The sequence below is a fragment of the Gordonia tangerina genome, from assembly GCF_021556435.1.
GTDB lineage: Bacteria > Actinomycetota > Actinomycetes > Mycobacteriales > Mycobacteriaceae > Gordonia > Gordonia tangerina.
In genome coordinates this window covers 50,586-71,054 of sequence record NZ_JAKGCU010000024.1, presented here as the reverse complement: position 1 = coordinate 71,054, position 20,469 = coordinate 50,586, and the positions used below count along the sequence as shown (strand labels likewise).

Here is a 20,469-nt window from a genome sequence, read left to right as displayed (position 1 = left end):
GTACCCGGATCAGCGCGTCCCGTCCCGGCCCTGGCACGTCGGGGACGGGGCGCTCGGGTTCTTGGCCGCGGTCCGTGAGGTGTTCCCCGACACGCGTGAGCAACGATGCTGGTTTCACAAGCAGGCCAATGTGCTTGCTGCACTGCCGAAATCAGCGCACCCCAACGCCCATCAAGGCGATGCAGGAAATCTACAACGCCGAAGACGAACAACACGCTCGCCAAGCGATCAACGAGTTCGAGAAAGCCTATGGCGCCAAGTATCCCAAGGCTGTGGCCAAGATCGTCGATGACGCCGACGTGTTGCTCGAGTTCTACCGGTACCCGGCCGAACACTGGATTCACCTGCGTACCACCAACCCGATCGAGTCCACGTTCGCGACCGTGCGGTTGCGGACCAAGGTGACCAAGGCCCCGGATTCCGGGAAATCCTGCACCCTCGTCAGGTACAATTGAAACGTACCTGTAACAGGTTACGTACTTTCTGTACTCCATGAGGGAGCTCCCGATGGCGCGAAAAGACACGACAACTGCAGCGATCGCGGACGCTTTCGCGCGGTTGACCAGTGCAGGACGTCCGGTGACGGTACGAGCGTTGCGTGAGGAAGCGCGCGTGGGCACTGACGCCGCCCGGCAGTGGCTCGCTGCCAACCGGCCGGCCCGGGACGTTCCCGATCCTCCTGTCGAGGTCCTGACCCCGGTTCTTGCGCCGCTGTGGTCGGCCGCGATCGCCGCGGCACGCGATGAGACGGCGGAGTCTCTGGCCGCTGAGCGTGACGCTCTGGTGGCGGCCGAGAGCAGCGCACTGTCCGATGCCGACCAGCAGCGTCGCCGGGCCGAGCAGGCCGAGGCCACGATCGCTCAACTCGAAACCGACATCACCCGCTTGCGCGCCGAACTAACGGCCGCGCTCGACCGGGCTCAGGCCGCCGACGCCGCGAACGCCGCAACCCGTACCGAGGCGGCCGCCGAGGTCGCCGCCGAACGAGACCGGGCACGAGTCGCCGAACAGACTGCTGCCGCCGCGCAGGCCACAGCCACGACGCTGCGCGCAGTCGTCGATGCCTTCCATGCGGACCGAAAGAGCATGTAGCGCACCCCTTTGGCAAAGGGATTCTGAAATCTCTTTCCTGATAAGTGTTCGATCTGATTCGTTCGAACTTCAGTTCGAGCGTGCACTCGATTACGCATACGGGGAGCGGCATCCGATCATCGACAAAGAGGAAAGGGATTTGGACGCATGAGGCGACCTGTACTCGTATACCTGCTCATACTGGCCGGGGCGGCTGTGGTGGGTGGGTGCACCTCACCTGCACCGCCCACCTCGAGTTCACCAGCGGCCACCAGCGCGACGGCTACGTCGGCTGTCTCGACCTCGCCCGACGAGACGAGGTCTGCGGCGAGCATCCCGTCGGCAGCCCAGGTGATCGAACTGTCGCTGCAGACAGCGGTCGATGGTGACACTGTGCACGCGAGCGGGCGAGTGAATCTCCCCGACGGCACACGTCTATCCGTGGGCCTGCAGCGCACCATCATCGACCCCGAACGCCCGGACGACCCCGGCTACCTCGACGTCGACTACGCCGACACCACAGTGACGGACGGCCGCTATTCCTATGACCTCGTCGACAACGCCAAACGTGATGCCGCGGCGTTCGTGTCGGCCTACAACGAGGGTGAGCCGCCCGCCCGCCACCAGCGCGTCGGCGAGCAAGTACGCGTGGCCGTCTCATTCAGCCCACAAACCGACGATCAGCTCCCGGCGGCAGTCGCCGCAGCAGGCGGGCTCGACGGATCGGCGTTGGCGACGAGTCCTCAGCGTGAGGAGATCGGCGAATGGACCGATGATCCGTACTGGACGTTGCTCGCGGAGCGCGAATTCGTCAAGCCCCTCACCTGACCTACGAGGCAGGCACCGAGCCCAGCCGCTGTCGCACCGACACCTATGCCGGGTCGTCGGATGGCGGCGGAGACGGCTGCGATGCGCTTGTGCTCACGCGCACCCGCGATGGGTTCGACAACCCCGTTGGATCAGCCCGGTGGTGATCGCAGCCTCTTGGGGATTTCTGGCGTTCTTCGCCGGGCGGCGCGAGCGCCTACCTCCTGATGGTTACGCGCGTTCGCCACAGCCCGGACTTGTAACCGCCGGGACCGGCCTGACAGCCCGCCGCCGCAGGTGCTGCCCCACATCCTCGGTCCACGCCCCGTGGACCGAAGATGTGGGGTGTTCATCCGAGCGAACGACAAGCGTCCGGAGTCTGTGCGTAACGTCCGTCGATGTCTTAGAGTCGCCCTACGGGTCGTGGGGTCTCGTCGACTGTGCGGTCTCGTGTCGGGTCAGTTGTTGATGAGGAGCTCCCTGTGACACGTATTCGGATGAGTGTGGTTGGGGTTCTTGCGGGTATCGCGCTCGCGGTCGGCATGCCGGTGGCCGTGGATGCGACGGCATCGGCGAGTCCGATGACCATCAAGTGCAAGCCGCTGTCCGTCGCCGACAATCCGAAGCCGGGCGTGTACACGCACTTTTGCACAGTGATCCAGCAGAACGGAATGATGGTAGAGACCTTCTACGGTTGAGAGGTGCACGATGAGTGATCAACCACGGTTGCACGTCACGCAGCAAGCGTTGTTCTCCGAGGACCACGGTGTATGGACCGCCCGCTACGGCGGCGAGGACTGGTCGGTCACCGCCGAGTCCAAAGAAGCCGCCCTCGACCTGCTGCGCGAAACCCTCGAAGCGCGCCTCGACGACGCTGACTATCATTCGCGCCGAATCGGACTGGGCGAGGCTGCCGCGCTGGGTCTGCATGCCGAGGAAGGCTTCAGCGCACGCTTTATCAACCGAGAAGACTACGAAGCTCGGATGATCACGATGATGGAAGAGACGCTGCAAGCCGACGACTAGGCGCCACCACCGCCCACCCCGGGCACGGCTCTCCGGGGTCGTCGAGTGACGGCTCGGCCGGTTCGTACCGAATATGGTTCCGGTCAGCGGAATCTGGGCGTCTCGTTCAGCCCGCACCAACACCTATGCCGTGTCGTCAGATGGCGTCGGATACGACTGCGATGCGCTTCGAGTGCCACTCGGGTCGGCGACTTCTGGGCTGATGGCCTCGGATGAGGACCACCAGTCGGGGACATCGATGCCGGCCTGCCACAGGTCACGTTCGTGACGGAGGAGTTGGTGGGTTTGTTCCCAGAACCCGGACGGCGGGGCGGGAGGATCGTCAGGCTGTCCGTGTGTCATGACTGCTCCGACCTAGGGCTGCATCGCTTCTGCGGGTATGTGGTGTGACTGTACGCGCTTGGCCCGGTGAGGGGCCGCCGTCGCCTCGCGATGTAACGCTGGGTGTGCCTGCGGACGACTGACGGTATGGCTGCGCCGGATCTGCCAGACCCCCGACCCGGCAGATCCGGCGCAGTTCTGGTCTGCAGGTTGGTAGGTGTCGAGAATTCTGGGTTTAGGTTCCGACCTGATGCGGTTGAAAGAACTTTCGCTGATCTACGACGCGGGGCTTGTCCGCAGACGGGGCCGACGAACGCCGCCGCCCGAGGGGCGGCGGCGTTCGTGGGGTGGGTCAGGACACGTAGGTGGTGGTGAATTTCCATCCACCGCCGGTCGGTGTACAGGGGCTCACCGACAGGCTGGGTCCCGGGTAGGGGGCCAGTTTGCCTTGGGCGTTGAGCCGTTGCTGCTCACGTTTTTGGGCGGCGACCTTGCGGTCGTTTTCGCTGATCTTGGCGCTGCGGGTGCTCTCGCACGAGGCTTTGCTGCCGAATCCGGAGTAGATGTCGGCGTGTGCGGGTGCTGCGGCGACCGCGCCGGCGATCGCGCAGGTGCCGATCCCGACAGCGACCGTGGCTGCCAGTCGTGTCCTGCTCGGTGTGGTCATGTACATGTCTCCTTTGTTCGCAGTGAGTGCTTACTGATGCCGCCTCGGTGTCCGCACTGGCTGTGCGGGTGGTGCGGCCACGATGTGACGTCGGTGGTGCCCGGAAGTGTTCCCCGACTGCAGAACTCGTTGGGTTGGGTCAGGGGTTGAGGGTGGCCGTGGGGGCGCACCAGTTGTGGTGGCAGGTCAGCGCCGAGAACGCCATCCGGTCGGTGTGACGGTTGAGGACCTGCGGGGAGGTGCCGCCACTGTGTGACCAGTCGACCCGGTTGGTGGTGGTCACGATGCCGCTGTCGTAGACCTTGCGTACTGCGAGGCGACCGTTGGTGCACTGCACCGAGGTCACTCGTGCGGTGTCGAAGGCCACCACATACGACTGGTAGCCGGTCAGCTGCCCGGCTTGCTGGGCGTTGACCTTCACCCACGGCGAGCTGCTGGTGGTGTGGTTGGCGCGGTCGGTGATCGGCACTGTGGCCCCGACGGCGGGCGCCTCGGCACAGGTGCCGGCGATATCGGTCCACCCTGTGGGGTAGGCCGCCTGGGCGCTCGCCGCTCCGAGCACGCTGGCGAACATCACGCCGGCGGCCGCGCAGGTCGCGGCGATGAGCCGTCGTCTCGACGTCATCGATGTCATCTGATGTGTTCCAACCTTCTGCTGTGGCCGCCCCCTCTGCTGGTGGCGGCCTGGGGGTTGCTAGGGCAGGACGAACGATCCGGGTTCGGGGACCGCTGGAGCAGCTTCGCCGAGAACGAACCAGCCACCCGGGGTTGCCCCGTCTGCCGGCGAGTCAGTGTCCGCACCGGCCGGTGGTGGTGCTGCGGCTGGTGGTGCGGTTTCGATGATGGTGGTTTCCAGCGTGGTGCCGCCGGGCTCGACCGGTGCGGTCGGCTCGGTGGGTTCGGTGGGTTCGGTCGGGTCGGTGGGTGCGGTGGTGGTGTCCTCGGCGGCGGTCGCCGGCGGCGGGCTGGTCGGGGTATCGGCGCCGGCCGACCCGATGGTCAGCGCTGTGGCGAGCACTCCGCCCGCGAGTACGACCGGCGCGACCCATCGAATAATCTGCGGCACTGTCGGTCTCGACGGTTGTGGGGTATCGGGCATGTCAGATCCTCCACGCGGGACCGTAGGTGACGACTTCGGAGGTGCCGGTGGCGGTGCGCACCCGCATCTTGGTGTAGGTCCGTACGGTGACCGGGCCCATGGCCGAGTTGACCATCAGATGCACGCCGGCGAAGTCCGCTGAGGCGCGCGGTGAGTTCATGGCGCCCTGGGCCAGCGGCACGTCGGTGATTCCGCCGTGTTCGACGGTGAACGACAGGGTCTGGGCGGGAATGACTGTCACGTCGGCGCTGACGTCGCCGCCGATCGGGATCTCGGTCGGGGTGATGGTCGGCGAGATGTTGACACCGCCGCCGACGCTGAGGCTCGGTGTGGACATGGTGACCGCGATACCGGTGGGCGCGAACGACACCGGGTAGCCGATCTGGTAGCCGGTTTCGAAGTCGGCGCTCTGGATCAGGGTGCCGCGGGGGCCGGTGATGGTGGCGGTGTTGGTGGCGCCGAGGAACGCTTCGCGGCTCATCGGGGAGGAATCCAGCGGCGGCACCGACCGGATCTTCAGGTTTTTCTGTGACACCTCGAGATAGATGCCGTCCTGAGTTTTCTGCACTCGGGAACTGGTGGCCGCGTCGGCGGCCGACGGCGCGATCAGCGCCAATCCTGCGGCCGCGGCCAGCAGGGCCAGGGCGCTTCGAGACATCCAGCGTCTCATCATCGGGGTATTTCTCCTCTGTTGGGGCAGGCCCGCAGGGAGACGTCGACGCTTTGGGGTAGGCGCACCCGTGATCGGGTGCTGCCTTCCCCAGTGATCCCCCCGCAGATCGCTACATGCAGTCAGCAAAATCGGACGTTAGCACGGCGGATCTGGTTCGCCGTGACTGTCGTTCACCTGAACGACACCGACGATGGGGACAGGCCCGTGTTCTGCTCTGTCCTCGGGTCGTGGTGTCACTCAGGGTGGTTGGTGTGGGTCAGTGGCAGAGCTGGGTGCCCGGCTGGACCGGTCCGGCACTGGCGGGTACAGCGGCGAGGCTGGCGGCCAGCACCAGTCCGCCGGCAGCGGCGTGTACGCGGCGGGCTGGGGCGCTCGATGAGGGTGTCGCGAACATGATGGGTGCCTTTCTCCCTGGGTATCGGTGTCTGCCGCGATGCAGACACCGATGAGATGCGCCCAGCGGCCGCGAATGTTCCCGGGGCCACCTCGGTCGCTGTCTTGGGGGGCCTGCCGTCGAGGTGCCTGGTGGTGGCAGCGGTTGGCCTACGATGCGAGCGTGCGGGCCGGCCTGTCGGTCGGCAGACGGTGAAGGGGTGTTGGGGTGGCGGTCGTTGCGGTCACCATGGGGGTGCATTACCGGTGGGAGTTTCCGCCGATGTTGCAGTCGCAGTTGCGGTTGGCCCATCAGCTGCGGGAGGAGCTGGTCACCGCGCAGCTCGAGGTGGAGGAGACGCTGCGCGGGGTGTGGTCGCAGGTGCCGCAGGTGGCTGCCGCCGAAGAAGCACTCGCCCTGGCCCAGCAGGAGGTCTCCGCGGCCGAGCAGGTGGTGGCCGATCTGCGGGGCGGAACCCGCCGCCGTGTCACCGGTCCGCCGGCCGCCCGGTTGGCGCAGGCACGTCGGGCGGTGCGGGAGGCCCGGGTGCGGCGGCGCAGCGAGATCAGCCTCGCACGGCCGGTGGTCGACCCGCAGATCCGGCAGATCCATGAGCAGTTGTATGCCCGGCACAAGCAGCTCTACAAACAGTTCTGCACCGACGGCGACCTGTTTTGGGCGACGTTCAATGAGGTGGTCGCCAACCACAAGTCGACGATGAAAAAGATCACCGCGCAACGCAAGCAGGGTCGCAGTGCGAACCTCAAACGGCGCCGGTTCGATGGCACCGGCACCCTCACGGTGCAGCTGCAGCGTGAGGCTGGCGGCCCCGCGCGCACCCCGGCCGCGATCGCCGACCCGGACGGACGGTACCGCAATCTGTTGGTGGTGCCGTGGACCGATCCGCACGAATGGGCGGGGTTGACGCGCGCCGAGCAGCGCCGCCGGGGTCGGGTGACGGTGCGGATGCGGTGCGGCCAGCACCAGGGACACCCTGTGTGGCTGCAGGTGCCGGTCCAACAGCACCGCATGCTGGCCGCCGGCGCCGAGATCGTGCTCGCCCGGTTGACGGTGTCGCGGGTCAGTGACCAGCGGCGCGCCCAGATTTCGGTGGTGGCCCGCATCGATGACGCCGCGGCCGAGGTGTCGGCGGGTCCGGACGTGGCGGTGCGGTTGGGGTGGCGCGACGGTGGTGAGCACCTGATCGTCGCCGACTGGCGGTCGAGTCGGCCGATCAGCATCGCGGCGCATCTGCGCGAGGTGATCTCCGTCGACCCCGACGGCATGACCGGGCAGGTGCGGCTGCCGCGGTCGGTGCCCGACCAGGTCGCGCACGCGGCCACGCTGGGTGCCGGCCGCATCGAAGCGATGCGACACACCCGTGCGGCGGTGGTCGACTGGCTCACCGAGCACGGGCCCGTCCCCCACCCGAGTGACCCGAATCAGGTTCTCGCCCCCACCGAGGTGGCCCGCTGGGCGAGCCCGGCGCGGCTGGCGTGGCTGCACCAGCAGTGGACCCAGCAGCCACCCGACGACGCCTCCGATATCATCGCAACGCTAGAACAGTGGCGGCACAACGATATTCCGGTGTGGCGACGCCAGGAACATGCCCGCACCAAGGCGTTACGCCGCCGCCGCGACCTCTACCGGCAGGCCGCCGCCCACCTGGTCGGCCTGGCGGGGCGGGTGGTCGTCGACGACTTGTCGTTGCCCGACATCGCCGCCGCAGCTGCCCGCGGCGACACAGCGCTCCACCCGCAGGTGCGGCGCCGGGTGGCGCAGCGCCGCGCGGTGGTCGCGCCGGGATCGCTCCGCGAGTTGCTGGTGGCGGCGGCCCACCGCGACGGGGTGGAGGTGGTGACCGTGTCGGCGTCAGGATTGGCCACCACTCACCCGCAGTGCGGTCACACCAGCAGCACCCGCACCGTGCTCGACGGCGCAATGGTGTGTCAGGGCTGCGGGCACCGCTACGACCAGCATCGCGCGGCGACGGCGACAATGCTCACCCGCGCATCGGGTGATGCCCCGACCGCGGTCAGGGACGTATAAGCGTAATTGTCGATGCTGAGGGTGGTGCATCGCTACCAGTAGCGTGAACCATACCCGCTGCGCCTATTAAGGGTCGGCCTGGGACCGATGTTCGCAGTTACCATGCGTCGGCACTTTCGGGGCGTGCCGCTACCTATCACCAGCGTAGCCCTGTGCCCTCGGCAAATACCTCCGCAGCAATACGGGCAAAGCTGCGGCTACTGATATGGCTCGGGTCTGTTCGGGGCAGTCACCGCCGCCTGGTCGGACTTGTCGATGTGGGGCGCAGTCGGCGCAGCATGTCCGGTCTGTCCTGGTCGAATGAGTTCTGGGCGCGTCGGCGGTGGCCGTCGCTGCTGATGAGGCCGACCATCGGTGAGATGCCGTGGGCCAGACGGTAGTCGGCGGCGGTCATGTCGTGGCCGGCGAGGTGCCGTGCGTTGATGTGTCGGAGTCGGCGGCCGCATTCGTGGCACAGGACTGTGTGTCCGTCGTCGTCGAGGCGACCGTAGAGGCCGAACCCCGACCGGGGTATTTCGTCCCCGTCGGTGGCGGGGCGGGTGGTGCGGGTGCGGACCTCGAGGACGCGGTGGCGCGAGCAGTAGCCCGACCCGGTCGCGCGATCCGGACACCCGCGGTGCGCGCACTGCCACACCCGCCCCGGCGGGTCGGCACTGAACAGTCCGGTAAGCACCGCCGGCAGTGCCGGGGTCGGTCCGGTGAACACGGCGGCGAGTACGGCCGCAACCGCCTGGCGGGTGCGGTCAACGGGTACCGCCAGATTCCACTGCCCGGCTAGCACCGTCTGAGCGAGGACCTGTTCTGGCACCCCGGCGGTGCGGCAGATGCTGGCCAGCATCTGTGTGACGTCGACGACCTGGGTGGAGCGTCGGCCGACCACACTGGCCACCGCACCGATGACCGCCTCACTGTCGGGGTGATCGGCGGCGTCGGCGCAGATGTGCGCGACAGCGGAGGCCACGAACGCCGTCAGGTCAACGCTGCGCTCGACGCTGTGATCAGCCGCAGCAGCCGCGATGACGGCGGCCAGCGCCGGGATCGGCGGCGCGATCGGCAATCCGTCGATCAGTTGCACCTGTGACCAGTCGAGGCCGTCGGGCGGAGTCAGGATGCGTGCGGTCGATCGGTAGGACCGCTCGGTGTCCATGGCGATCTCCGGCAATACACCCTGTGTGGTGGTGATGCCGTGCAGGGCCAATGCTGTCGTCGCCGTCACTACCGCGTCCGGAGCGGGCAACGCCAACCGATCCTCGTGCCACATCGCCGGGCGCGTCAGCAGCCAGGCGCACCGCGCGTCGGTCAGCAGCGTCGGCACGGTCTCGGTGACATGGTGGTGGCGATGCACGCCGCGCTGCACAGTGATCAGGACTCCGGCATCGCGCATTCGCTTGGCGTCTTGGCCGTGCAGCCCCAGCACCGCGATCTGCGCCGAGGTGATCAGCCCCCACTGGCGGGCACACGCAGCAGCCACCCGCCGCTGTTTCTCCTCAGTCACCCGCACCGCGCGCACCCTCCCCCGACAGCCACCAAAGCCGACTCCGGGTGTGACTGTCTGCACCGGCCACCAGCGTAAACCCACAACCCGCAGCACCCCACAACCGCGGCGACACCGCCCCACGGCGTAGGTCGCAGACGTCGGGGGGAACTTTCCCGGCTTCTCCGTGTATCAAAGATCGGTGTCTATACGCCACACCCGTGGCAATCGAACATCACTTGATAGGAGCACCGTTTCATGGCTGCAACACCGATCCGCCGCGTCCTCGCCGGCACCCTGCTCGCTGCGGGCCTGGCCACCTTCGGAGCCGGAGCCGCCTTCGCCGCCGATCCCGGCGGCGCCCTGCCGGCCCCGGAAGGATCGTCGAGAGGCAGCATCCTCGATCTGGTTGAGACCCGGGACTTCGGCGGTCCGGGAGGTGATGACCTCACACGGAAGGGCTACGGCGATCCGATCGGCGACGCCGGCCAGCTCAAGGTGTATCGCCCCTACTGACCCCTTGCCGAGCAGCATCGGCCAGATCCGGCCCGCCACGACCCATCGTGGTGGGCCGGATCTGTGGCTACTCGCAGTGCAGGTGGCCGCCACAGCGGGTGGCGAGTCTGTCCGACTGTGCTGTGATGATGAATAGTGCCGCCCACTCGATTCGAGGACCGAATGGTGCCCGACTCGCACCGGGCGGTGGGTGCGCCACCACGAGCCGATAGGAGTCATTCACGTGAATGATGCAGCGCATGGCGGCGATCCGCGCACCGCGCTGCGGCGCATGGTCAGCGATCTGGCGGCGGTCGCCGGCCGGGGTGCGCATTGCCCGTCGACGTGTGCGGAGCTGCGGGCAGCAGCGGCCGCGCTCAACAACAGCGATCCTCGTTTCTGGGGTGGCGCCGACGGGGTCGATCCTGCGGTGGTGGCCGACCTGATCGCCGCCTCACTGGCCCACCAGCTACGCACCGACGCCATCGCCAACCCCGAGGTCGGCCGCTACGTCGCCGCCGGCCGCCGATACTTCGCAGACCTGGCGGCGCAGTATCGCCAGCTCGCCACCGCCTGAGCAGAAATCGCAGCTCATACGGCTCACGCGTAGGTCGATGTGACCGGTTAGGGTGTCGGCGGGAACAAAACGATGGTCGGGGGACATCAGATCTCCGACACGTTCGCCTGACACATCATTTCGAGGGGAAAACAGCAATGTCGGACAGCACCGCAGCCCACACCACGCCCGCCCAGCCCACCATCAGCCCGGACCGGCCCTATGACGAGTCCGCCGATCCGGCAGCCACCCCCGCGGCCGCGCAGCAGCCCGCACCGGCCGCAGACGCGCCTGCGGCCGCGCAGCCCGCACCGGCCAGCGGCGAGGATGATGTCCGCTACACCACCGACAGCGCCGGCAACGATGTGGCTGTGCACTACGACGAGGCGGGCAACGTGACGTTGATGGAGGCCGACACCAACGCCGACGGCCTGGTCGACATCGCTGCAGCGCCCACCGCCGACGGCGGGGTCGAGATCATCTCCGACACCGACTACGACGGCGAGGTCGACACCGTCGCCCACGTCGACGAGACCGGCAACACCACCCAGATCGATATGGTCGACGACGGCCAGATCGTGGCCACCGCTGTCGATTACGACGGCAACGGCCAGATTGACACCCTTGTCGCCGACACCGACCGCGACGGCCAGGCCGACGGGATCGCCATGGACACCGACGGCGACGGCACCTTCGACTCCTACGGCGCCGACACCGACGGCGACGGGCAACTCGACACCTACGGTGTCGACTACGACGGCGACGGGCAGATCGACTCCTACTCCGACGATTCGGGCAACACCTACGGCGACGACCCCAGCCCGAGTCCCGAAGACCCCGCCACCAGTGGCGGCTTCGACGACTCGATCGTCTGACGGACTCCGGACAGTCGCACCCCCACAGCACCAGTCATCTGCCATCCATGACGGCCGTGTCGCACCAGTGCGGCACGGCCGCGCTGGTGTTTCACTCGCCGGCCCGCTGGCCCCGGGGATGAAGATTGTGCGCGGGGCCACCAATTTGACCGCACCTCAGTCGGTTTCAGGGCTGGATGGGGGTATGCTCGCGCAGCCGGGCGGCCAGCTGGGTGCGCGCTCGGTTCAGTCGTGACTTGACCGTCTGCACGCCGACACCTTGGTGGGCGGCGATGTCGGCGTAGGTGAGATCGCCGAACTCGCGCAGCACGATCGCTTCGCGGAAGTCCTCGGGTAGCGCGGCCAATGCGTCACGGACTGCGTCTCGCAGCGCGATCTGTTCGTCGAACGCGGCACTGCCGTTGTCGTCGACGAGCTGGATCGGCTGTTCGGGGTCGGTGAAGTCGGTGAGGTGGGTGTTGGCTTTGCGTTTGCGTACGATCGCCAGCGCGTTGTTGGCGGCGATGCGGTGCAGCCAGGTGGAGAACTTGGCTTCGCCACGAAATTTGTGCAGGTTCTGCCATGCCGCGACCAGGGTGTTCTGCAGGGCGTCTTCGGCGTCGTGGGTGTTGGCGCAGATGTTGAGGCACACCGCCCACACGTGGGTGCGGTGCGCGCCGACGAGGTCGGCGAAGGCCTGCTGGTCGCCGCTGCGGGCCGCTACCAGTAGCTCCGCTTCGTCCATCAACTCCCCCACGTTGGTGCGCTCGTCGCACTGACCATTTCAGAGATCGTACTGTCCCTCGTCATCGCTGCCGTCGACGTCGTGGCTGAGCGCGGCAGCCTCGTCGTGGTGGTCTGTGTGGGTGCCGGGGTCGACGTCGTTGTCCTCGGCAGCCACTGACGTGAAATCCGGCGGCTCGTCGCCGGGTTGATCCTCGGCGGTGTCTACATCGGTGTCGCCGGCGTCGTCGTCTGCGGTGATGATCATGTCGTCATCGTCGGGCGTTGGGCTGTCGTCCATGTCGGGCACCGTGTCTGGGTCCGCAGCCGCCGACGGATCGAACGCGGCCTGCACCGCGTGGTCCCACACCCCTGCCGGTGGTGGTGGCAACGCATCGACATCGATGCCTAGCGACGCCAGTAGCGACGGCTCCTCTGGCATGGGCGAAGTCTCCAATCGGGTAACGGATGTGCGTCACCGCCCGCTGGTGCGGGCGGCTACTCACGCATCTGATGCTACGGCCACCGTCGATTGTTCCCGCCGGTGTCTCTGCGAGGCCGCGCCCGCCAGCAAGCCCGTAACGCCCCGCCGACGCTCGGACATCCGGCGCATTCCACTACCGAAACCCGGCTGGGGCCTGTCGACATTCTCTCCCGCCGGTCATCTCAGGGAGACGCTGCTGCGCTGACCTCTCCCCACCGCATGAAGACCGCCACCGACCAGCCCGGTTCCGTTTGCCCTGGCCACGACTGCTGGTCGTACCTCTATCGCGCAGCGCGTCTGCACACACCACCGTGTGCGCCAGATCACACAGCGGCAGTGGAACTTCCGGTCGGAGGTCCGGCATCTCATGTGCGTCTTTGCCAATGCGCTTCACCTCACCACACCGACAGCAAGGAGCTGCCCGATGTATCCCTCTCAGTCGTCACCGTCCGCATCGCCGCGCCCGTCCATGCCGGCGGCCCCACCCGCGCCACAGCGCCCGAGCGTCCCGATGCCGGCCACGAACGTCGGCTGGGCGGTAGCGGCCGTGATCTTTTTCTGGCCGTTGGCTTTTGCCGCGTTCACTCACTCGTCGAATGTGATCCGCCTGTGGTTGTCCGGCGATCACATCGCCGCTGAAGACGCCTCCCGCCGCGCCAAAACACTCGGCAAGGTGGCACTGGCGATCTGGGCGGTCCTCACCGTCGCAGTGATCGTGTTCTACGCCGTGATGATCAGCACCGCCCTGTCCTCGGCCAGTTCCTACTCCTACTACTGACTGAACTCCCTGCTGGGGCCGTCCATGCTGCGCGTGGCAACCCCAGCGTCATCTCTGCCCGCGCCGAGCGGCGGCGGTGGCTCCTCACCGCGAAACGTCCTCCCCATCCGCTTGTCACCCGCACGTTCACGTCGGTGCCGCGGAGGTGGCTGCCGCCGGCACGTGGTGTCGCCTGACCCCGACTCGAGTGAGGAGCCCCGTGTATCCACGTCAACGCAGCACCGACACTTCCACCACAACCGACCCGAACGCACCGGCAATGCCCGATACCCATGCCGGGTGGGCCGGGGTCGCTCTGGTGTTCTTCTGGCCGCTGGGAATCGTCGCACTCCACCATGCCTCCCGCGTCACCGGGCTGTGGCTTACCGGCGACCACGCTGGTGCCCACCATGCCTCCGAGCGCGCTCGGGCATTGGGGTCGCTGGCACTAGGCGTCTGGGCGTGGGCGCTTCTGGTCACCGCCTTGGTCGCCTGGTCGATGCTGTGACGTACGGGCCCCGCTGCGCACGGGGATCACTCGTGGCCACCAATTGGCGTGGACGTTGGGGAACTTTCCCGGCGGTCGAGTGCATCTCATTGTTGTCCCGATCGGGACCAGGGGGGTAGCTGGCGTCAAATGCACTGCGCCACAGACTGCTCCGACCTGAACCAACCAACAACGAAGGGAACATCACCCATTATGTCAGGACAACGACGACAGTTCACTCGCCGGCTGCGCATCACCGCGGTGACGGGGTTGGCGGCCGCAGCGGTGGCAGGTTCAGCCTTGGCCGCCGGCGGCGCGAGTGCCGGGGGCGGCCCGGACGACTATGTCTACACCCCGCCCACGCACGCCAAACCGCTGGTGCCGCATCAGGGGGGCACCTCCCCCACTGACGTGGCTCCGGGATCTTCCTCCACGAAGGCTCCGCACCAGAGGGGCACCTCCCCCACCGACGGGGCGCGCACCGGCCATCAGGGCGGTACCTCCCCCTACGACAGGGCGCCACGCTGAGCTGCGTCCTTGCTGCACTCCCGACGGCCCGCCCCTCCTACCGTGAGGTGCGGGCCGTCGGCCTGTCTGCCACGCGGCCGGTCGCCGACTGCTACGGCTGGAGACGTTGATCCGTCCGTCGTCGGTTCTGGGGCCTCGATCGGCTTGTATGCGTCCGACGCATTGTCAGACATGCCCTCGGCGCGGGGTATCGCCGGCGGCATCTCCGCGCGTGATCAGTATGAAGTGACAAGCAGAACAGAAATGACAACGACATATGCTGCGATTCCACTCGCCACCGCTGTCACCGCCCCAGCGAGGAAACTCTCTGTTCTATGGCGGACGACTTCGCTGACGATCAGCACAACCACAACGAGCAGTGCAACCAGTACCCACAGTCCGAACGCCACCGTTAACAGACCTTCCAGTTCCATCAATCATGCGCAGGCGCACAGTCTCTGCGTTGACCTTACGTAGGTTGTCGACGGTGTGGTGCACCGATCGTGCTGTGGCAGTGCTCCCCGAAATGGCAATGTCTTCAACCCGATCGAGACGCACTGTCAACAGCACCGGAGAAAGGCTCGTGGAGTCCACGAGCTTTCCGGACACTGGGAGGCGTTAAAGGCTGTGGCATCGCCATTGGTCAAAGCGGCTGGAGGTGGCCTGCACAGCACGTCGGACCTGGGCGGTGGCCTCTGCGGACTTGTCATCGTTGCCTACGGGGTTCTCAAAGGTACACGCGCTCAACATGCAGCGGTCGGGCCAGCCAGGCCTCAGAAGACCAGCGTCAGGAGGGTGTGCGCTGTCCGTGCCGTCGTGCGGTCGGGTTCAGGCGGGTGCTGGTGTAGGTGATCAGCACGGTCGCGGTCAGCAGAAGCGCACTGCCCGATAGCACGAGGCTGCTGAGGTTCGGGGTGAACAGGGCGGTGTCGTGGGTTTGTGGGGCGGCCGGGGCGATGGTGGGCAGGTCGACGGCGCCCGCGGCCAGTGCGTAGCCCCAGTGGGAGGGAAATAGCCAGCTCAGCTGGGCGACCACGGGTGTGGTGAGTTGGAACAGGCCGCCGCAGAACACCAGTTGGGCGATGATCGCGATGACCAGGGGCGGCATGGTTTGTTCGGTGGAGTGCACGGTCGCCGAGATCGCCAGTCCGACGAGCACTCCGACCGCTGCGGTCGTCGCGGTCACCACCGTCAGGGTGATCGCGCCGCTGGGGGTGGTGGGTGTGCCTTTGCCGAGGTAGGTGATGGCGAGCATGATCGCGGTTTGGCCGGTGGTGGCGGCGATGTAGACCGCAATTTTCGCGGTCAGATAGGCGCCGGGGCGGAGCCCGACGGCGTGTTCGCGGTGGTAGATGGCGCGTTCACCAACCAGGTCGCGCACCGTGAGGGCGGTGCCCATGAAGGTGGCGCCGATGGTGAGGATGATCAAGATTTGCACTGCTTCGCCGGCGGTGTCGGGGTGGGTGGCGACGGTGAAGCCGGCGTCGCCCGGTATGACCAGCGTCAGCAGACCGAGCACGATCGGCATCACCGCCAGGAACGCCAGGTAGCCGCGGTCGGCGATGATCAACCGGCATTGGCGGCGCGCGACCGTACTGGCTTGGTGGGCAGCGGAACTGGTCGGCGGTGGCGGTGACGGCTTGCTGCGTCGGTGGGGCACGACGGTTACATCGTTGGTGCCCGAGCCACCGCGGCGGCGACGGTGTTGGTGGTGGGCGGTGTCGGGGTGGGCGGCAACGTAGCCGAAGATGTCGGCCCAGTCGCTGCTGCCCATCACCTCCGATACCTCGTGGGCAGGTCCGCAGAACGCGGTCTTGCCGCCGGGTGCCAGTAGCAGCACCTGGTCACACATGTCCAGGTGGGTCAACGAGTGGGTGACCACCAGCACCGAGCGGCCGGCATCGGCCAGCCGGCGCAGGGTGACCATCACCTGGCGGTCCAGGGCCGGATCGAGCCCGGAGGTCGGTTCGTCGAGGATCAGTAGTGCCGGGCTGGTGAGTAGTTCCATCGCGACCGACGCCCGTTTGCGTTGCCCGCCGGAGAGCCGGTCGATGCGGGTGTCTCTCTGGGCGGTGAGGTCCAGTTCGGTGAGCACACCATCGATCACCTGGTCGCGATCGATGGGTGAGAAGTCTTGGGGCAATCGCAGTTCGGCGGCATAGCTCAGAGCTCGGCGCAGGGTGAGCGTGTGGTGGAGCACATCGTGTTGGGGCACCATCCCGATGCGGGTGCGCAGCGCGTCGTAGTCGGCGTGTACGTCGTGGCCGTCGAAGAACACGTGCCCGCTGCTGGGGGTGGCCAAGCCGGCGATGACCGACGACAAGGTCGACTTGCCGGCGCCGGAGGGCCCGATGACAGCCGTCACCGTGCCGGGTGCAGCGGTGAACGAGATGTCCTCGAGCAACTGCAGCCCACGATCGACGACGAGGCTGACACCCTCCACGCGCACACCGTCTCCGCTCGAGCTGGTGGCGGTGGGGAGGCGCCGCAACTGCTGGCCGTCGACGACGAAATCGGTGTTGCCGCAGGTGATGACCGCGCCGTCATCGATGTAGGTGTCGTGGATACGGTGACCGCTGACGTAGGTGCCGTTGCTCGACTGCAGATCCTGCAGGCGCAGACCTGATGCGGTGCGGGTGAGCTGGGCATGTGTGCGAGAGATCAGCCGGTCATCCACGCACACCGTGTTCGCAGCGCCGCGCCCTACCGTGCACACCTCCGACAGCGTCACCCCAACGCAGTGTCGGGTGCGCGCACCCAGGTTCGGGCCTCCGGCCAGTCGCCGCGGACCGTGCTCCGATGTCGCCGGCGGGACAGCAACAGCATTGCGGCGGGTGCTGAACACGAGACATCTCCGATCTCGCCGGGAAACGGCGCCGGTACAGGTGGTAGACACCCATCAGACGCGGCGACCCGGCACAGATGTTCCCGCTTCGGTCGGACTAGACCGTCGTTCAGCGGCTGCCGGGGTGGTGCTGCGGCGGCGCAGGGTAGGTCGGCGGCAGGTGCCCGGGTGGCCCATAGCTCGGCGGGGGCATGCGCCCATTCGGGAAGGGCTGCGCCGGGTAGGGCTGCGGCGGGTAGGTGTGGCCGGGTGGCAGGACGCCGTGCACGTGATGGCTGGCAGTCTCGATCGTGCGGGCCTGGCGCAGCAGGCGTGCCCGGCGACGGTGCAGCAGGATCGCGCCGAGGGCGGCGGCGATTGGGAATCCGACCGTCCCGACGAGCCGACCGAGGGCCTCGGCGCCCGAACTCGGCTCGCTCACACCCTGCCCGGTTGCGGATTGGCCTGCTCTGGCCAGTGCCGCGAGGATCATCAGGCCCACGAGCAGCCACAGCACGATGGCGCCACTCAACGCGGTCGCCGCTCGTCTGCGCAGCACCGCGGGATCATGCTGCGGCTGTGGATGCATCGGTGACGGTCCTGCAGCCGGGTAGTGGGTCATCTGCAGTCCTGTCGTGGGGCGGCCCGGCCATCTCCGATGACCTCGCGGTTGGTGGGTCGGGTCACATCACGTCGTCGGTGGTGTGGTCGGGTCCGCCGTCGACGTAGTGGACGTCGTCGACAATGCCGTCACCGTCGGTGTCGGTGACGACGGTGTCGGGCAGCCCGTCGTCGTCGGCGTCGAGGACGGTGGTTTCGAAGGTGCCGTCGGCGTCGGCGTCGATGACTTTGACGTCGAAGGTGCCGTCACCGTCGATGTCGCGGATCGATGACACCACCTGGCCGTGGTCGATTTCGTCGATGCGGTCGATGTTGCCGCCGGCGGAGACCGTGGTGACCTCGTCGAGGGTGCCGTCGTTGTCGAGGTCTTCTTCGACGATGGTGGTGCCGTCAGCGCCGGCGTACACGGCGGTGTCGAGGGTGCCGTCAGCGTCGGAGTCGGCTTCGATGAGCACCACGTTGCCCTCGGCATCGAGGTAGCCGTTGACCTCGGCGCCATCGGCGGTGGCGGTGTGGACGACATCGACGGTGCCGTCACGGTCCACATCGGTGGTCGAGGTGATGGTGGCCTCACCGAACGGTGTCGACACCGTCGCCGGGTCAGTGGCGGTGGCCTCGGCGGACTCAGTGGTGGTGGTGTTCTCGGACATGGGTGGCCCCCTTCTGTTCGCTGCCCCCAGGCTTGGGGGTAGCTGCTGTTGTTGTGGTGTCAGGAATGTGATGCGGCCAGTGGCCGGTAATGTTCCCGACCGCGTCGACGGTGTGTCAGCGGATCAGCCCGGAGCGGGTCAAATAGGTGCGGGCGTCCTCCACTGATTTCAGTCCCCCGATACTCATGATCAGCCCAGACACCGAATCGGCGTAGTCGATACTGACGTCGACCTCGTCGGCGTTGATCTCGGCGGCCGCGGTGCGGTCGGCCGACTCCACCAGCACTCCTTTGCCCTGGGTGTAGATGCCGTTGCGAATGTTGACGATGCGGCTGTTGGCCTCGTTGCCGTCGACATGAAACGACAGGAAGTCGCCGATCGGGTCGACCAACTCGGCCAGACTGCTCTCCGGGGCATAGTCACACATCACTTCGACGGCCTCGTTGCTGGTGAAACCGGTCTTGCGGCAATCGACGAGTTCGGTCTGCATCGTCCCGGGCAACGCGGCCATCAGCTCGTCCTGGTCGGTGATGATGGGTCCACCGTCTTTACCGGTCGCCTCTGCGGCAGCGGCCGTCGAGGTCGGTGAGGCTGCAGAGTTGGTGTCGGTGGCATCGTCGCCGCCGCGGGTCAATGCGACTGCGGCACTGCCGATGCCGATGACGGCGACCGCGGCGACCGCGATGGCGAGGAGCCGTGGCCACCGCCGACCGGTGGTGCCGGTGCTGCCATCATCGGTGGCCGAGGGTTGTCCGCGTCCTGGGGTGTGGGCGGGTTGGTCGTGCCAGGACGGCATCAGGTCACTGGCCGCAGGTACCCCCCGCCGCTCGGTGACGGCGGCGGTGTCGGCCAACGCTGTGGTGACCGCACCTTGGGCGACAACGGTTTTCGGGTCGTCGAGGGTGGCGACCGGACCGACCTGGCCGAGTTCCTGCTGGATGCGGGGGATCCGGGACGATCCGCCGGTCAGATACAGGGCGGTGATCTGGTCGGGGTGGGTGATGCCGGCATCGAGCAGGGTGGCCCGAGTCAGCTGGAGCGCTTCGCCGACCGCCGGGGTGATGAGTTCGTCGAACTCGTTGCGGGTGATCTGCAAGGTGGTGCGGCCGCCAGCGGGGGCGGGCACGGTGATGGTCGCCGATGGTGCTTCCGAGAGCAGTTCCTTGGCGCGGCGGATCGAGTCCTGCAGCGCTTGCAGAGCATCGATGGGGGCGCCGCGTCGTAGCCAGGCGACCAGCTCCGGGTCACGTTCGGCGAGACGGTCGAACACCCACCGTTGGATCAGCGCGTCCAGGTTTTTGCCGCCGAGCCCGTTATTGCCGCGCGCGGCGACCACCTCGAATGCGCTGTCGCCGGTAACAGTGAGCACCGCGATGTCCAGGGTGCCGCCGCCGAAGTCGAACACCACGATCTTGGCGCCGGGTTGCATGGCGTGCGAGCGTGAATAGTGGGCGGCGGCCGCACGTGGTTCGGAGATGGTGCTGATGTCGGCCGCGGGGACCCCGGCGCGGGTGGCGGCGTCGGTGAGGACCTCGATCTGCGGCGGTGACCACGCCTCGGGATGGGTCAACACGACCTGGCTGGGGGGCTGGCCGGCATGGGCGGCGATCGCACGGCCGATGATGGTGCCCAGCACGGCGCTGATCAAGGTGGCGGTTGGCACGGTGTGGCCGTTGACGGTGGCCATCGTCATGGAGTGGCCGCCGATCAGTCGTTTCGGGGAGGCCACATAGCCGGCCGGATTGTGTTGGGCGGCATCGACAGCGGCGTCGCCGACGATGATGCGCTCAGGTGTGTGCAGGAATACCGCTGAGGGCATCAGGTGGCTGGTGTGGGTCAGCGACAGTGTTTCCACTCCCCCGCTGGTAGCGCCGGAGTGGGCGGCTGCGGAGTTGGAGGTGCCGAAGTCGATGGCCAGAATCCACGGGGCAGAAGGCATGGGAGATCGGGG

The 20,469-nt window shown here is 67.3% G+C and carries 22 protein-coding genes and 1 pseudogene; 11 read left to right on the top strand and 12 right to left on the bottom strand.

Annotation, left to right across the window (positions count from 1 at the left end; translation table 11 throughout):
* Positions 1–37: 37 nt before the first annotated feature.
* The 5 genes and pseudogenes from L1892_RS20175 to L1892_RS20155 all read left to right on the top strand — a co-directional run.
* Positions 38–422: pseudogene (locus L1892_RS20175) on the top strand (transposase); the annotation flags it as partial.
* 85 nt (positions 423–507) lie between these two features.
* Positions 508–1,092 carry a hypothetical protein gene (locus L1892_RS20170; protein WP_235725434.1) on the top strand — a complete coding sequence of 195 codons (585 nt, stop codon included), beginning with the start codon at positions 508–510 and terminating at the stop codon, positions 1,090–1,092.
* A 147-nt stretch (positions 1,093–1,239) separates the two neighbouring features.
* Positions 1,240–1,899 carry a hypothetical protein gene (locus tag L1892_RS20165; RefSeq protein WP_235725433.1) on the top strand — a complete coding sequence of 220 codons (660 nt, stop codon included), beginning with the start codon at positions 1,240–1,242 and terminating at the stop codon, positions 1,897–1,899.
* A gap of 461 nt (positions 1,900–2,360) precedes the next feature.
* Positions 2,361–2,576 (top strand): hypothetical protein, encoded by a 216-nt coding sequence (locus L1892_RS20160; RefSeq protein WP_235725432.1) that lies wholly within the window; start codon positions 2,361–2,363, stop codon positions 2,574–2,576.
* A gap of 10 nt (positions 2,577–2,586) precedes the next feature.
* Positions 2,587–2,904 carry a hypothetical protein gene (locus tag L1892_RS20155; RefSeq protein WP_235725431.1) on the top strand — a complete coding sequence of 106 codons (318 nt, stop codon included), beginning with the start codon at positions 2,587–2,589 and terminating at the stop codon, positions 2,902–2,904.
* Between the two features lie 673 nt (positions 2,905–3,577).
* On the opposite strand, the gene L1892_RS20150 is transcribed toward L1892_RS20155, so the two are convergent.
* The 5 genes from L1892_RS20150 to L1892_RS20130 all read right to left on the bottom strand — a co-directional run bounded on the left by L1892_RS20150 (position 3,578) and on the right by L1892_RS20130 (position 6,058).
* Positions 3,578–3,892, bottom strand: a complete 315-nt coding sequence (locus L1892_RS20150) for a hypothetical protein (RefSeq protein ID WP_235725430.1) — start codon at positions 3,890–3,892, stop codon at positions 3,578–3,580.
* A 139-nt stretch (positions 3,893–4,031) separates the two neighbouring features.
* Positions 4,032–4,517, bottom strand: a complete 486-nt coding sequence (locus tag L1892_RS20145) for a hypothetical protein (RefSeq protein ID WP_235725429.1) — start codon at positions 4,515–4,517, stop codon at positions 4,032–4,034.
* A 69-nt stretch (positions 4,518–4,586) separates the two neighbouring features.
* Positions 4,587–4,991, bottom strand: a complete 405-nt coding sequence (locus tag L1892_RS20140; RefSeq protein WP_235725428.1) for a hypothetical protein — start codon at positions 4,989–4,991, stop codon at positions 4,587–4,589.
* Between the two features lies 1 nt (position 4,992).
* Complete coding sequence (locus tag L1892_RS20135) at positions 4,993–5,649, bottom strand: MspA family porin (RefSeq protein WP_235725427.1); 657 nt, start codon at positions 5,647–5,649, stop codon at positions 4,993–4,995.
* A gap of 271 nt (positions 5,650–5,920) precedes the next feature.
* A complete protein-coding gene (locus tag L1892_RS20130; RefSeq protein WP_235725426.1) occupies positions 5,921–6,058 on the bottom strand; it encodes a hypothetical protein in 138 nt (45 codons plus the stop codon).
* Between the two features lie 207 nt (positions 6,059–6,265).
* Between L1892_RS20130 and L1892_RS20125 the strand changes: the two genes are divergently transcribed.
* The gene (locus L1892_RS20125) at positions 6,266–8,086 is read left to right on the top strand and encodes a hypothetical protein (protein WP_235725425.1); all 1,821 of its coding nucleotides are present in this window, start codon (positions 6,266–6,268) and stop codon (positions 8,084–8,086) included.
* A gap of 229 nt (positions 8,087–8,315) precedes the next feature.
* Here L1892_RS20125 and L1892_RS24945 read toward each other — a convergent pair whose 3' ends face one another.
* Positions 8,316–9,581: a type IV toxin-antitoxin system AbiEi family antitoxin domain-containing protein gene (locus tag L1892_RS24945; RefSeq protein ID WP_235725424.1), complete on the bottom strand. Its 1,266-nt coding sequence runs from the start codon at positions 9,579–9,581 to the stop codon at positions 8,316–8,318.
* A 237-nt stretch (positions 9,582–9,818) separates the two neighbouring features.
* Here L1892_RS24945 and L1892_RS20115 point away from each other — a divergent pair, with 237 nt between their 5' ends.
* The 3 genes from L1892_RS20115 to L1892_RS20105 all read left to right on the top strand — a co-directional run bounded on the left by L1892_RS20115 (position 9,819) and on the right by L1892_RS20105 (position 11,486).
* On the top strand, positions 9,819–10,076 hold the full coding sequence (locus L1892_RS20115) for a hypothetical protein (protein ID WP_235725423.1): 258 nt from the start codon (positions 9,819–9,821) through the stop codon (positions 10,074–10,076).
* A gap of 223 nt (positions 10,077–10,299) precedes the next feature.
* Complete coding sequence (locus L1892_RS20110; protein WP_235725422.1) at positions 10,300–10,632, top strand: hypothetical protein; 333 nt, start codon at positions 10,300–10,302, stop codon at positions 10,630–10,632.
* Between the two features lie 137 nt (positions 10,633–10,769).
* Entirely contained in the window at positions 10,770–11,486 is a 717-nt protein-coding gene (locus tag L1892_RS20105; protein ID WP_235725421.1) for a hypothetical protein, read from the top strand.
* 166 nt (positions 11,487–11,652) lie between these two features.
* On the opposite strand, the gene L1892_RS20100 is transcribed toward L1892_RS20105, so the two are convergent.
* Positions 11,653–12,210 (bottom strand): RNA polymerase sigma factor, encoded by a 558-nt coding sequence (locus L1892_RS20100; RefSeq protein ID WP_235725420.1) that lies wholly within the window; start codon positions 12,208–12,210, stop codon positions 11,653–11,655.
* 39 nt (positions 12,211–12,249) lie between these two features.
* The gene (locus L1892_RS20095; RefSeq protein ID WP_235725419.1) at positions 12,250–12,630 is read right to left on the bottom strand and encodes a hypothetical protein; all 381 of its coding nucleotides are present in this window, start codon (positions 12,628–12,630) and stop codon (positions 12,250–12,252) included.
* 553 nt (positions 12,631–13,183) lie between these two features.
* Here L1892_RS20095 and L1892_RS20090 point away from each other — a divergent pair.
* Positions 13,184–13,450 (top strand): CD225/dispanin family protein, encoded by a 267-nt coding sequence (locus tag L1892_RS20090; RefSeq protein ID WP_235725418.1) that lies wholly within the window; start codon positions 13,184–13,186, stop codon positions 13,448–13,450.
* Between the two features lie 259 nt (positions 13,451–13,709).
* Entirely contained in the window at positions 13,710–13,937 is a 228-nt protein-coding gene (locus L1892_RS20085) for a CD225/dispanin family protein (protein ID WP_235725417.1), read from the top strand.
* Positions 13,938–15,210: 1,273 nt separating this feature from the next.
* Here L1892_RS20085 and L1892_RS20080 read toward each other — a convergent pair.
* The 4 genes from L1892_RS20080 to L1892_RS20065 all read right to left on the bottom strand — a co-directional run bounded on the left by L1892_RS20080 (position 15,211) and on the right by L1892_RS20065 (position 20,457).
* Positions 15,211–17,139 carry an ATP-binding cassette domain-containing protein gene (locus tag L1892_RS20080; RefSeq protein ID WP_308191729.1) on the bottom strand — a complete coding sequence of 643 codons (1,929 nt, stop codon included), beginning with the start codon at positions 17,137–17,139 and terminating at the stop codon, positions 15,211–15,213.
* A 238-nt stretch (positions 17,140–17,377) separates the two neighbouring features.
* Positions 17,378–17,869 carry a hypothetical protein gene (locus L1892_RS20075; RefSeq protein ID WP_235725415.1) on the bottom strand — a complete coding sequence of 164 codons (492 nt, stop codon included), beginning with the start codon at positions 17,867–17,869 and terminating at the stop codon, positions 17,378–17,380.
* Positions 17,870–17,930: 61 nt separating this feature from the next.
* Positions 17,931–18,518: an MSCRAMM family adhesin SdrC gene (locus tag L1892_RS20070; RefSeq protein ID WP_235725414.1), complete on the bottom strand. Its 588-nt coding sequence runs from the start codon at positions 18,516–18,518 to the stop codon at positions 17,931–17,933.
* Positions 18,519–18,633: 115 nt separating this feature from the next.
* Positions 18,634–20,457: an Hsp70 family protein gene (locus L1892_RS20065; RefSeq protein WP_235725413.1), complete on the bottom strand. Its 1,824-nt coding sequence runs from the start codon at positions 20,455–20,457 to the stop codon at positions 18,634–18,636.
* Positions 20,458–20,469 lie beyond the last annotated feature (12 nt).